The organism is Lachnospiraceae bacterium JLR.KK002, from assembly GCA_036941025.1.
Lineage (GTDB): Bacteria > Bacillota > Clostridia > Lachnospirales > Lachnospiraceae > Petralouisia.
Genome location: JAYMNP010000001.1, coordinates 2,458,366 through 2,472,354 on the forward strand (window position 1 = coordinate 2,458,366; position 13,989 = coordinate 2,472,354).

At 45.9% G+C, this 13,989-nt stretch carries 10 protein-coding genes; 1 reads left to right on the top strand and 9 read right to left on the bottom strand.

Features of this window, described 5'->3' with window-relative positions:
- Positions 1 to 46: 46 nt before the first annotated feature.
- From secD to VSQ32_11870, 6 genes are all read right to left on the bottom strand, one after another.
- Entirely contained in the window at positions 47 to 2,191 is a 2,145-nt protein-coding gene (gene secD / locus VSQ32_11845) for a protein translocase subunit SecD (protein ID MEH2943535.1), read from the bottom strand.
- Positions 2,192 to 2,246: 55 nt separating this feature from the next.
- Positions 2,247 to 3,608: a thioether cross-link-forming SCIFF peptide maturase gene (gene scfB / locus VSQ32_11850; protein MEH2943536.1), complete on the bottom strand. Its 1,362-nt coding sequence runs from the start codon at positions 3,606 to 3,608 to the stop codon at positions 2,247 to 2,249.
- A 166-nt stretch (positions 3,609 to 3,774) separates the two neighbouring features.
- Positions 3,775 to 3,915, bottom strand: a complete 141-nt coding sequence (gene scfA, locus VSQ32_11855) for a six-cysteine ranthipeptide SCIFF (protein MEH2943537.1) — start codon at positions 3,913 to 3,915, stop codon at positions 3,775 to 3,777.
- Between the two features lie 167 nt (positions 3,916 to 4,082).
- Positions 4,083 to 5,342, bottom strand: coding sequence for a HAMP domain-containing sensor histidine kinase (locus tag VSQ32_11860; GenBank protein ID MEH2943538.1), 1,260 nt, complete (start codon positions 5,340 to 5,342; stop codon positions 4,083 to 4,085).
- Complete coding sequence (locus tag VSQ32_11865) at positions 5,317 to 6,021, bottom strand: response regulator transcription factor (protein ID MEH2943539.1); 705 nt, start codon at positions 6,019 to 6,021, stop codon at positions 5,317 to 5,319. The genes VSQ32_11860 and VSQ32_11865 overlap by 26 nt, the downstream gene beginning before the upstream one ends.
- Positions 6,022 to 6,193: 172 nt before the next feature.
- Positions 6,194 to 6,601 carry a TIGR04086 family membrane protein gene (locus VSQ32_11870; GenBank protein ID MEH2943540.1) on the bottom strand — a complete coding sequence of 136 codons (408 nt, stop codon included), beginning with the start codon at positions 6,599 to 6,601 and terminating at the stop codon, positions 6,194 to 6,196.
- 232 nt (positions 6,602 to 6,833) lie between these two features.
- On the opposite strand from VSQ32_11870, the gene VSQ32_11875 reads away from it, so the two are divergent.
- On the top strand, positions 6,834 to 8,102 hold the full coding sequence (locus VSQ32_11875) for a hemolysin family protein (GenBank protein ID MEH2943541.1): 1,269 nt from the start codon (positions 6,834 to 6,836) through the stop codon (positions 8,100 to 8,102).
- Positions 8,103 to 8,202: 100 nt separating this feature from the next.
- On the opposite strand, the gene sfsA is transcribed toward VSQ32_11875, so the two are convergent.
- From sfsA to VSQ32_11890, 3 genes are all read right to left on the bottom strand, one after another.
- On the bottom strand, positions 8,203 to 8,919 hold the full coding sequence (sfsA, locus tag VSQ32_11880; GenBank protein ID MEH2943542.1) for a DNA/RNA nuclease SfsA: 717 nt from the start codon (positions 8,917 to 8,919) through the stop codon (positions 8,203 to 8,205).
- Positions 8,920 to 8,975: 56 nt separating this feature from the next.
- Entirely contained in the window at positions 8,976 to 11,489 is a 2,514-nt protein-coding gene (locus VSQ32_11885; GenBank protein MEH2943543.1) for an ATP-binding protein, read from the bottom strand.
- A 128-nt stretch (positions 11,490 to 11,617) separates the two neighbouring features.
- Complete coding sequence (locus tag VSQ32_11890; GenBank protein MEH2943544.1) at positions 11,618 to 13,879, bottom strand: glycogen/starch/alpha-glucan phosphorylase; 2,262 nt, start codon at positions 13,877 to 13,879, stop codon at positions 11,618 to 11,620.
- Positions 13,880 to 13,989 lie beyond the last annotated feature (110 nt).

The window sequence follows — 13,989 nt, forward strand, 5'->3', positions numbered from 1 at the left end:
TCTGCACGAAAGCGCCCCGGTTTATTTATCCTGAAGGGATTTTTGTCTATTTTTTTGCAAATCTCACTTTAAACACATACCACAGTGCACCGGTGATACATACGGAAGAATAAGCGCCGCAGATGATACCTGCCATCAGCGGAAGGGCAAATTCCCGTATGGAGCTGACGCCCAGAATAAACAGCACGAATACCATAATAAAGGTGGTCAGAGAAGTATTGATACTTCTGGACAACGTCTGGGTAATACTCCGGTTGGCAATTTCCATCAGGCTGTCCGCATCCTTCTTCTTCGCTCCGCCCAGATTCTCGCGGATACGGTCGAAAATAACAATGGTGGCATTGATGGAATAGCCCACAATGGTCAGCATACATGCAATAAATGTATTTCCTACGGAGGTTCTTACAATGGCATAAAATGCAAGTACCACCAGCACGTCGTGCAGAAGGGCAATGACGGCGCTTCCTGCAAAACGGATATCTTTAAACCGGAACCAGATATAAATCAGCATGAATACCGTTGCAATTGCCACTGCCCAGATTGCGTCGGATTTCATCTCATTACTTACGGTAGAACTGATATTTTCCGCAATAATTCCGTCTTCGCTGACGCCGAACTGTTCAATCAGCGCCTGATTCAGGGATTCACGCTCTGCCAGTTCCAGAGAACGTGTCTTGATTACCACCTGGTTAGTACCTTCAATTTTCTGTGTCTGGACGTTGGGGTCTCCTGTAACATCTTCCACAACGGGAACAATCTTCTCATCAATTTCATTGATGGAATAATCTTCATTGAAAGTCACGGTGGTGGAAGTTCCGCCTACAAAATCCAGGCTGTAATTTAAAATATTTCCGTCTTTGGATTTATTGATTCCCATACCCACAGCTCCTGCCAGAATCAACAACCCTGATATGGCAAAAAACAGCACGCGTTTCCGCAGGAACCGGATGGTTTTGCGTTCTTTGGTTTCACCGTAAAATTTCGCATCCTGGACTCCAAGCGCATAGAAGCATTTCATCAGCCAGCGGGTGATAACCAGGGCCGTAAACATGGACAGTACAATACCGATGCCCAGTGTGTAGGCAAAGCCTTTGACGGAACCGGAACCGCGGGTTCCCAGTACCACTGCCGCAATCAATGTGGTAATGTTACCGTCCAGAATAGCGGAAAGGGCTTTGGCATATCCGATTTTAATAGCGGAATTTACGGTTTTTCCCGCTCCGATTTCCTCACGGATTCGGGCAAATATAATGACGTTGGCGTCCACCGCCATACCGATGGACAGAATAATACCTGCAATACCAGGCAATGTCAGGGTAATATCAAAAATCCACAGCGCCCATACGGTCAGCGCGGAATAGAGTACCAGAGCAATGCTGGCGGTAAATCCCGGCACGCGGTACATCACTATCATAAACAGCATAACCAGTATCAGACCGATTAATGCCGCTTTCAGACTGGTGGAAATAGCTTCTTCTCCCAGCTGTGCGCCTACCACCTTGGAATGGAGTTCTTCCAGTTCCAGAGAAAGGGAACCGATTCGGATGGTGGAGGCCAGCTCCTCCGCAGCCTCAAAACTTTCCATATGGTCAATCTGGGCTTTTCCGCCGGTGATTGCTTCATCTACTCCAGGTTCGCTGATAGTCTGTCCGTCGTAGACAATGGGCAGGGTTTTTCCCACATTGTCCGCGGTGGCTTTGGCAAATTTTTCAGCACCTTCGTCTGTCAGCGTCAGTTCCACCACGTACTGGCGGGCGCCCATATTATCATTGTAGGTACCTGCCTGGGCATTTTTAATGTCAGTTCCTGTCACAAGGGTTTCCCCTGCTTCATTCTGAAATTCCAGAGAGCCGGGCTTTCCGAGTTCTTCCAGAATTTCATTTGCATCGGAAACACCGGGAATTTCTATATTAATCCGGTTATTTCCTTCCTGATATACGGTGGATTCCGTACTGTAGGTTTCCACACGCTTCTGCAGCTTGTAGACAGTATCTTTCATATCTTCCGCCGATGGATTGTCCTCCACTGCCTGGTAAGTGATGCTGACGCCGCCTGCAAGGTCCAGTCCCAGCCTGATATTACGGTTCTCGCCTACGCCAACCGTTGAGATAATAGTTCCTGCATACCAGGTCATGGCCGCCATAACTGCCAGAATCAGAACCAGTATCCCCGTCGCTTTACTTTTCTTCATGACTTCTTCCTCTCTTAGATTCTCTTATTCTGCCGCCTCTGCTCTGTCTCTCCATTCAGCCGGTCTCTTCCGCAAGGGCCGCTTTTATCATAATTGCGCATTCAATCCGCTTTTTCTGCAGCTCGCAACCGATATCATAAGTATCTGTAATACTTCCGTGAAAATTCCAGGAATTGGCGGCACAGCCGCCGCTGCAGTAAAATCTGGCAAAACAGTTCCTGCATTTTTCCTTTGCATACACGTTACATCCTTTAAATTCTTTCTGTAACGAAAGATTTTTCACACCTTCCGTCACATTTCCCATGAGAAATGCTTCATTTCCCACAAACTGATGGCAGGGGTATAAATCCCCCCAGGGGGTCACTGCCAGATACTCCGTGCCGGAACCGCAGCCGGACAGACGTTTTGCCACGCAGGGCCCGCCCTCCAAATCTATCATAAAATGAAAGAACTGAAAACCTCTGTTTTCCTTTTTCCGTCTGATTAATTCCCTGGCCAGCCTGTCATATTCCTCAAACAGCCGGGGCAGGTCTCCTTCCTGCAGCGCATAGCTTTCTGTGGGCGCCGCCACCACAGGCTCCACGGAAATCTGCTGAAATCCCAAATCGGCCAGATGAAGCACGTCTTCGGAAAAATCCAGGTTATTATGGGTAAAGGTTCCTCTTACATAATATTTTTCCTGATTCCTGCTGTCTGCAAATTTCCGGAATTTTGGCACAATCAGATCGTAACTGCCCGTACCGTTCCGGAAAGGCCGCATTCTGTCGTTTACCTCTTTGCGCCCGTCAATACTCAGCACTACATTGGCCATTTCCCGGTTGGCAAATTCCATAATCTCATCATTCAGCAGCACTCCGTTAGTAGTCAGGGTAAACCGGAAATTCTTATTGTGAATCTTCTCCTGTTCCCTTCCGTATGATACCAGCTTTTTTACCACCTCAAAGTTCATCAGGGGCTCGCCGCCGAAAAAGTCCACTTCCAGGTTCCGGCGGTTCCCGGAATTCCGGATCAGAAAATCAAGGGCCGCTTTTCCCACTTCGTAAGACATGACCGCCCTTCTTCCGTGGTATTCCCCTTCTTCCGCAAAACAGTAGCGGCAGGCCAGATTGCAGTCGTGGGCAATGTGCAGGCACAGAGCTTTGACCACCGTGGGCCGCTCTTTAAACTGCTCCATATAATTCTCATATTCGTCTTCGGTAAACAGCTGCTGTTCTTCCGTCAGAGCTCTGACTTCCTCATACCCTTCGGCAATCTCAGCTTCGGGATACTTTTCCTTCAGTCTGGAAATTATCTCCTCTTTCGCAGAGGTTTCAAACAATGGGATAATGTCATAAACTATCTCGTCCACCACATGTATCGCACCGCTGTTTACATCCAGCACAATATTGTAACCGTTGTTTTTATACTGGTGAACCACTGCCAGTTCCTCTCTTTCCGTATGTAATCCCGGCGCCTCAGCCCATGGCCGTCAACGCACAAATGACCGCTCGTTGATTGCGAACGGTCCATGCTTACATTCTTATGCTCTTTGAGCGCCTGTTTCAGCCGCCCATCCCCAAAGGGGCACATGATTCTGCCGGAAATTATTTATGCTCACAGCTCTGGTTTCCTACGGTACAGCTTGTCTTGCACGCAGACTGGCAGGAGGTCTGGCATTCACCGCAGCCGCCTCTTTTTACTGTGTTCTGTAATCTCTTTGTATTTAATGTTTTTACATGTTTCATAAAAATACTTCCTTTCTGTTTTTAGAAATTTTCCGAGGGCAGATTTGACTTCGTTGGGCCCCTCCTCATGATAAATCCTCATGGCAAAGCCATCAGGGCTCCTCCCGGCTTTGCCGGGCCCCTCCTCATGGCAAAGTATATCACACTTTTTTTCAGATGAAAAGCATTTATTTTAAAAATTCCACGGAGGCCTTAAACTGGTCGCAGTCGATCTTCACATCAAAGGTGCCGCCCAGTGCGGCTGTATAAGTGTTTACAATGGCAAGGCCCAGTCCATTGCCTTCGGTGGTTCTGGACTCATCTCCTCTGGCAAACCGCTCCACAATCTGCTCTCTGGTAAAATTCATCTGATAACTGGAGGTATTGGTAATTTCAAACCGTACTTTCTGCCCGGTCTCTTCCGTGCTTCCTTCTTCTTTTACGTGGATGACTGAGGATTTCATAAAAATTCTGGTGTATTCCTGGGAATATTTCAATGCATTTTCCACAAGATTCTGAAAAATACGGTACATGTAGCTGCTGTCTGCTATAAAATCTGTGGGTTCTTCTGTCAGCATCACCACAAACTCTCTGCCGCTCTCTGCTATACGGTCTCCCATATCTGCCTGCACCTGCTCAATCAGACAGTTCATTTCCATCTGTTCCATGTGAAGTTCCACATTTCCGCTGCTGGTTTTGGCCAGATCAAACAGACTGTCAATCATTTCCTTTAATTTCTGCGCTTTTCTGGAAAGGACTTCCAGATAATCAGCCACCACGTCGCTCAGTTCTTCTTTTTTCATCAGTTCCAGATAACCCACCATGGAGGTCAGAGGTGTTTTCAAATCATGGGACACATTAGAAATCAGATCCACTTTCATCTGTTCACTGCGTAATGCGGTTTCCAGGCTTATCTGATTAATCTGTTCCAGATTTTCCATATAGAGCTTCAGCTTTTTTTTCATATAGAAACTGATGACAAGGTTACTCACAATCCACTGAATCAGTACAGTTCCCACAGGAATATAAGCTGCACTCAGATTTCCGAACAGCCAGGTATGGTTCAGTCTGTAACGAAAATTTTTTACCGCTATAAAAAGCCCAACTGCTGCAATAATTCCTGTCGCCAGCTTCAGTTTATGCTGTTTTTTTTCCCATTCCTGAAAAAACTGTTCCGACTGAACCTGCCAGTTTTTATTGAAATACCGCAGTCCAAACTGAAGTATTCCTGTCACACCTGCAGCAAAGCAGAAGTTCATCACACCTCCCCTGCCCAGATTGTATTCTGTGGTCATATACCGATAACTCAACATATCCGTCAGCATCATAGTCCCCAGTACAATACCCAAAATCCCCGGAATCAGAAATATTTCATCTTTTTTTAATATTTTCTGAAGCAGCTTTTTCAGCTTCCTGCTGATTTCAGTATTTTTCCATTTTGTACCCAATGCCCCACACCACCTTTACATATTTTGGATTTTTCGGATCAATTTCCAGTTTCTCCCGGATATGGCGGATATGCACCATCACCGTATTTTCCACGGTATAGCTGGCCACTTCTTTCCAGACCTTCTCATAAATCTTTTCTGCAGAAAATACCTGCCCCGGATGTTCCATCAAAAGCTCCAGAATTTTATATTCTGTGGCTGTCAGCTTTACCTCTGCTCCATCCACAACCGCTTTTTTACTTTTCCGATCCAGCACCAGACTGTCGTTTACAATCTGATCTTCCTGGGGTTTCGGCGTGCTGCCGCCCCAGGTATGGTAACGCCGGAGCTGGGCCGCCACTCTGGCTGTCAGTTCCGCCGGATTGTAAGGCTTGGCTATATAATCGTCTGCTCCCATCACAAGACCGGAAACCTTGTCGCTCTCCTCGGTTTTCGCCGACAGGATAATTACGGGAATCTTGTTGTTTTCTCTGATTTTCATCAGGGCTGACAGCCCGTTTAACCGGGGCATCATCACATCCAGCAGAATCAGATCCACCGTATGTTCCTTTAACAGTTCCAGAGCCTCCAGCCCGTCGTAGGCTTTCAGGATTCGGTAGCCCTCGTATTCCAGGAGCTTTCCCAGAGAAAACACAATCTCTTTGTTGTCATCTACCACCAGAATGGTCTGTTGTTCCATTTCTTCTTTCTCCCTGTATGTTAAATTGCTGTTTCACAGTACAGACATTATAATAATGATTTCCAAAATAAAACTCAATGAATTTCTTAAAAAAATCTTAATCCCATCTGATAAAATTCTGCGGCGGATGTAACATATTTCACATCCGCCGCAGTGCAATCATTCTCTGTATTCAGCTTGCCATCCCGCCAGCCATTCCCGAAGCGGTACACAGCACCAGGGTTGTGGCAAACCGGGATACATCCATATTGATTCCTTTCTGAAAGACCACAGAGCCCAGCACCAGAATCAGAAAATAGCCGGCTCCCATTGCCATGCCCCACAGAAAGCGCTTTCGCTTCATGACCTTTCCGCTCAGAAATCCGCCCGTAAATCCTGACAGTACATAAATCAGCACAATTCCAATGGATACAACGCTTTCACTGAGCTGCATTTTATAGAGCATGGCCGAGAGAATCAGCAGCATAATTCCCGTCACCATATACATAACCAGCAGAATTTTCAATATGGATAATACGGAAACATTCGGTTTATTTTCTCCTTTCCCCCTGGCCGGAGTTTTCCATAATTTCTTTTCCATCCCTTTTCCTCCCTCCTGTGGATGTCCCTTTGATTCTAAGACATTTTATTCGGGGCGGGCGGAAACTATTCCTGCAGAAGAAAGGGATTTCCAAATTTTTGTAACAGTTCAGCCATAGCCGGTTTCAGGGGGTGCAGTCTGAACTCTTATAAATTTTTCCTGAATTTTCCGGGAATTCCTTGCAAAATCCACCGGTATCCGGTATATTAATGTATTGAAAGGAGAGATGTACTTGGACTCAGGTGACGTCATACAATTAATTATCATTATTATCTTATTAATGTTATCTGCATTTTTTTCTTCTGCAGAAACAGCTCTGACCACTTCTAATAAAATCCGTCTCAGAAGCATGGCGGAAGAAGGCAACAAACGGGCGAAAAAGGTGCTGGAGATTACCGATGATTCCGGCAAAATGCTCAGCGCCATACTAATTGGAAACAACATTGTAAATCTGTCCTCCGCTTCTCTGGCCACCACCCTGGCCACAAAGATTTTCGGCAGTGCGGGCGCAGGAATTGCAACGGGTATTCTGACGGTACTGGTACTGATTTTCGGTGAAATTTCACCCAAGACCTTTGCCACCATTCATGCGGATAAAATTTCCCTGGCCTATGCAGGCACAATCAGCGGACTTATGAAACTGCTCACTCCTGTGATTTTTGTAATTAATAAACTGGCTCTTGGATTTTTAATCCTGCTGCGTGTGGACGCCTCAGGGGCTCAGAATACCATGACAGAAGACGAACTGCGCACCATTGTGGATGTAAGCCATGAAGAAGGAGTCATTGAAACAGAAGAACGGGAAATGATTAACAATGTATTTGATTTCAGAGACGCCCAGGCAAAAGAGGTTATGGTGCCCCGGATTGATATGACATTTGCCGATATCAACAGCACATATCAGGAACTGCTGGACATTTTCCGCGAAGATAAATTTACCCGTCTCCCTGTATTCGAAGACTCCACAGACAATGTGGTGGGTATTATCAATATGAAAGATTTGCTTCTCTATGAAGATAAGGAGCATTTTTCCATCCGCAATATTATGCGGAAGCCTTATTACACGTACGAGCACAAAAACACTGCGGAACTTCTGCTGGAAATGCGTAAATCCTCCATTAACATTGCCATTGTTCTGGATGAATACGGGGCAACTGCAGGATTAATCACACTGGAAGATCTACTGGAAGAAATTGTGGGAGAAATCCGGGATGAGTACGATATGGATGAAGAAGACCCGGTACAGAAAATCAGCGAACTGGAATATATGATACAGGGTTCCCTGAATCTCAATGATCTGCATGATATACTGAATCTCGATTTAGTCTCCGACGATTATGACTCGGTAGGCGGTTACGTCATTGGCCTGCTGGACCATCTGCCCACGCCGGGCGAATCCATTACCACACCGGAAGGTTTGTTTTTCCGGGTGGAAGATATGGATAAGAACCGGATTAGCAAAATTTTCGTACGGCTTCCGGATCCTTCCGAAGAAGAATAAGGGGCTGTCGGAAAATGAAATTTACACACAATATATAGTTGTGAAACTCAGCAATTCACAGCTATATATTGTGGAAATTTGCCATTCCCCCACACCCCCTTCATAACCTGATTTCCACAGGTTCATCCAGCCGGATTTCATCTTCCGTAACCTGGCAGTCCCAGGCCAGAATCCCGACCCCTGATTTCCGTACCTGCCGCAACGTCTCGCCGAATGCAGGATGGGTTCTGTCATTGGGCTCAAAATATCGGATTCCCTTCATCTGAATTACAAACAGAATATAACTCTCATACCCTTCTCTGACCGCCCGTTCCAGCTCCAGCATATGTTTAATGCCCCGCTCTGTGGGAGCATCAGGAAACCTTGCAATTCCTTCTTCTTCCAGGGTAACGCCTTTTACTTCAATAAAAATTTTTCTTTTTTCATCCTGTCCTGCTTCCAGATAAAAATCTATTCTGGAACTGCCGTATCTGCACTCCGGCTTTATATAGGTAATGTCCGAAAAAGGGATGTTTTCTCTTTTCTGCCGCATATTTTGTCCCTGCTCCAGCCATTCCCCCACCGCCCTGTTAGGGGCCTGAGAATCCATGTTAATCAGGGTTTCCCCTTTCCTGACAGTAATCAGATCCCAGGCTGTTTTGCGGTTGGGATTATTGCTTTTCTCCAGCCATACTTCTGCGCCCGGAATCAGAAGTTCCTGACATCTTCCGGTATTTTTCACATGGCAGTTTTCCATTCGGCCATCCAGCTCCACCAGTGCCGCAAAGCGGTTGAGGCGCTTTTCAAAACGCCCTGGAACAATCTGTGTATACTTCATCTCATTCTCCCTTCCCGGTTCAGGCCTGCGGCGTATGCCGCAGGAAGAACGGTCTTCTATTTTCCGTCGCCGGGCTCCTGTATCTGCTTTTCATCAGGTATCCATTTTCTGAGAATCCGGTAAATATCTTTTAAATCAATGGGCTTTGCAATATGGTCGTTCATGCCTGCCTGTCTGGCCTTCAGCACATCGCTGGAAAATGCATTTGCTGTCATGGCCACAACGGGAATGGTTCTGGCGTCTCCCCGGTTCATCTGCCGGATGGCCCTGGTCATCTCATGGCCGTTCATTTCCGGCATCTGTACGTCACTCAGAATGATATCAAAGTAATTTTCCGGATTTTCCGCAAACTTTTCAATTCCTTCTTTGCCGTTCCAGGCAATCTCCAGCTCCGCTTCGGTGATTCCCAGCAGTTCCTGTGCAATCTCCATATTCAGTTCGTTATCCTCTACCAGAAGAATCCGGACTTTTCCTTTTTGAAACTGTACGGGTTTCCCGGAATCTTCCCCTGAAATTTCCGCGGCTTCCAGTTCTTCTATGATTTCATTCTGAAGGGGAAGACGTATGATAAAGGTACTTCCTTCTCCCGGAAAACTGATAATCTCTATGGTTCCGCCCATCATATTCACGATATTTTTCGTGATGGCCATTCCAAGACCGGTACCTTCAATTCCTCCCGTCTGATCTGTTTCTCCCCGCTCAAAGGGCACAAATATTTTTTCCTGCGTTTCTCTGGTCATTCCGATTCCGTTGTCCATACAGTAGAATTCATAAAAACGCCGATCTCCTCTCCGGTTCTCCGTTTCCTCCACGCACAGGCCAATCTGGCCGCCCTCCGGTGTAAATTTGATGGCATTGCCCAGCACATTGGTCAGTATCTGCTGAATCCGCAGGCTGTCGGAAACCACCATTTCATGGGTAATGGACGCAATATCCAGCGTCATCTCCTGCTTTTTGGCCGCAGCCTGCACCTGCATGACTGCGCCTGCTTCCTGAAGCAGCGTTTTCAGATTAAATGCTTCTTCATTCAGTATTACCCGGCCGCTTTCAATTTTAGACATATCCAGCACATCATTAATCAGGCTCTTTAAGTGCATGGCGGACAGTTCAATCTTATGTATGCAGTCCTTTAACCGCTCCGGATTATCCAGATTCATTCTGGCAATGGTGGTCATTCCCACAATGGCATTCATGGGCGTCCGCATATCATGGCTCATGTTGGACAAAAACCTGCTCTTGGCCTTACTTGCATTTTTCACCTGCAGAAGGGATGTTTCCAGCATTTCCCGCTGATGGATTTCCCGCGTTTTATCGGTAATTACCACAATTCTGTAATTACCCGCTTCTCCGGTTCTGACATAAATATGGATGCCGAACTCTCTCTGCTCCCCGGTGTGGGGATTGGTAATCTTCCGCTGGAACTGGTAATCCTGGCTCTGCTTCATCTCCTCAACATCCACCTGGTTCTCCAGAAGCCACCCTTCAATCAGCCCCTGCTGCTGACGGATTTCCTCCGGGGAATACCCCATAATCCGTCCCGCATTGCTGCTGATATATTCCAGCTCTCCCGTGTCTTCGTTCTGCATAATGAAAATCTCATCTACCATATCTGTCATCCAGCTAAAGGTAGACTGGCGTTTCTTATACTCCCGGCTCCCCTTCCACCAGAATAAAATAATCACCACGCCATATACCAGAATTTTGCTTAACAGCGCCACCATGGAAATCCGGTAGCACTCTATCACATTGGTGCGGATAGCCAGACTCCAGCTGCTGTTGCGTATGGGAATACTCTTCACATACTGCAGCTTTCCCCGGTATAATTTCCAGTAAGATACTTTTTCCCGATTCTCCATGGCCTCTCTGATTTCTTCTCCGCTTTTGCTGACCCAGTTATTGAGCATAAAATTGTCTTCAAAGCTCTGGCCTCTGGCTTTTATATTGGCATGGGCTGCTGCAATAAATCCGCTGTCATACATGCAGAAATAAAATTTTCCGTCAATAGAATCTCCTTCAATAATATTCTGCATATAGTCAAAATAAACGGAAACCTCTACAGCCCCGTCCCATTCTCCGGTATCCTGAGCAAATACTGGCTGCCAGACAGTGAAAATCTGAATATTTTCCCCCTGCCTGGCCTGATAAATATCTGTCAGCACTTTTTCCTGGCCTTCCTTTAATTCCTGAAAAATGGCAGAACCGCTGATATCTGTGGTTTCCTCCCGATTGGTGGAAGCATACCTTCCTTTTCCGTCCACAATTCCAATATCATAGAGCCCGTATACCTCCACAAAAGATTTCAGGCCCTTTACTTTGTCTTCCAGCGGTTCTTCTCCATTCTGCAGTTCGTCATTCTCTGCAATGGACCCTGCCAGATTCCATACATTATTCATATATTCGGCAATTTTGCTCTCTGTCAGCCCGATCTGATTGCTTACGCTTTCTTCCATAATGTCATAGGTGGAAATTGCAGTGACTGCAATATCAAACAAAGCCAGCAGCACGCACAGTACCTGTACCAGATGGTAAGCTGAATAAGGTATCTTCCTCTTTTTTCTGTGACTCTTCACTTCCGTTCCCCCTGCTTTCTTCCTTTATGATATAAAATCATATCATATTTCTCCGGTTTTTGCCATGGAAACTTACAGGGCGGCTCAAAACATCTCTGATTTGAAGCCGCCCTGCTGCCGCATTCTGATTATTTTAATTTCCAGATATCTTTGTCATACTCTGCAATGGTTCTGTCGGAGGAGAAGAATCCTGCCTTTGCCGTATTCACCAGCATTTTTCCGGCCCATGCAGTTCTGTTCTCATAATCTTTGTAAATTTCCTCTTTTTTAGCTGCATAATCTTTATAATCCAGAAGGGTCATAAACCAGTCTTTGTTCAGCAGCTCATTGTAAAGGCGCTCCAGATGTTCTCTGTGTCCCACCTTCATCATTTCCTCGCCTACAATAAAGTCCACTGCCTCTTTGATATCCTCATTTTCTTCGTAGAACTTCCGGGAAACGTAATCGCCTTTCTCATAGTGCTCGATAACCGTATCGGAGCTTTCACCGAAAATATAGATATTATCTTTTCCCACCAAATCGGCAATTTCCACATTGGCCCCGTCCATGGTTCCCAGGGTTACGGCGCCGTTCAGCATGAACTTCATGTTACCGGTTCCGGACGCTTCCTTGGAAGCCAGGGAAATCTGCTCGGAAATATCGCAGGCCGGGATTAATTTTTCCGCATTGGTTACATTGTAGTTCTCCACCATAACCACTTTCAGGTAAGGACTTACTTCCGGGTCATTGTTCACCAGCTCCTGCAGACACAGAATCAGATGGATGATGTCTTTTGCAATGATATAGGCCGGGGCTGCTTTTGCACCGAAAATAACCGTGATTGGCGTAGCCGGTTTCTTTCCTTTTTTAATTTCCAGATATTTGTGAATCACATGAAGCGCGTTCATCTGCTGGCGTTTGTATTCATGAAGACGTTTAATCTGAATATCGAAAATGGAGTTTTCATCCAGTTCCACACCCTGTTTTTCTTTCAGATAAGCTACCAGATTCTTCTTATTTTCGTGTTTGATTTCCAGCAGTTTATTCAGCACTTTTTCATCGTTCCTGTACGTCAGCAGCTTCTCCAGTTCATCTGCATCTTTGTGCCAGCCTGTTCCGATCACTTCATCCAGATAGCGGCTTAAGCCCTTGTTGCAGTGCATCAGCCAGCGGCGGAAGGTGATTCCGTTGGTCTTATTGTTGAATTTCTCCGGATACAGTTTATAGAAATTATTCAGTTCGTTTTTCTTCAGAATCTCCGTGTGGAGGTATGCCACTCCGTTTACGCTGAAACCATAGTGAATGTCCATATTTGCCATATGTACCAGGTTTCCCTCGTCAATAATGGCCACGGATTTGTCGTCAAATTTATTTTTTACAATGGTATCCAGCTCACGGATAATGGGCATTAACTGGGGTACTGCCCGGTTCAGGTAGTCCATGGGCCATTTTTCCAGCGCCTCTGCCAGTATGGTGTGGTTGGTATATGCGCATGTTTTTGACACAATATCAATGGCGTCGTTCATGCGGATTCCCCTCTCCATCAGCAGACGGATTAACTCCGGAATTACCATACTTGGATGGGTATCATTTATCTGGATTGCCGCATAATCCGGTAAATCATAGAGCTTGCAGCCCTTTGCCTCGCACTCGGAAAGAATCAGGCGTGCGGCATTGCTTACCATGAAATACTGCTGATATACACGCAGAAGTCTTCCCGCATCGTCAGAATCATCCGGATATAAGAACAGCGTCAGGTTCTTCATGATATCCCCTTTGTTGAAGCTGATTCCGTCGCCTACCAGGCTTTCGTCTACGGTCTCAATATCAAACAGGTGCAGCTTGTTGGTTCTGTTTTCAAATCCGGTTACGTCCAAATCATACATTCTGGACTGTACCGTAAATCCGCCGAACTGAACAGGATATGTCACATCGGTTCTGGTAAGCCAGCTTTCTGCTTCCATCCATGGATTTTTATTTTCTTTCTGCAGACGGTTCTCAAAGGTCTGTAAAAACAGTCCGAAATGGTAATTCAGTCCGATTCCGTCTCCGTTCATTCCCAGGGTTGCCATGGAATCCAGGAAACAGGCTGCCAGACGTCCCAGTCCCCCGTTTCCCAGAGAAGGTTCCGGCTCCACCTGCTCAATCAGGTTGATGTCCTTACCGTACTGTGCCAGCATTTCTGCCACTTCATCATAAATCCCCAGGTTAATCAGATTGTTGGACAACAGTTTGCCAATCAGAAACTCTGCGGAAATATAGTAGATTTTCTTCTTTCCTTCCTGACTTTCTTTTTCTTTTGCCATATCCTTTACGATACCCAAAAGTCCGTAATAAAGCTGCTCATTGGTGCAGGCTGCAATATTGTTGCAGCATTTCTGTTCCAGTAATTCTCTTACATTTACACTCATTTTTTCTTCCTCCTGCCTCTTTTCATGTTTCCCAAAATTTTCCCTGTTTATTCTGAATCCTTATGTAAATCCTTTTCTGTTCTGTTTCATTCTTCTACCAGAGTATAACT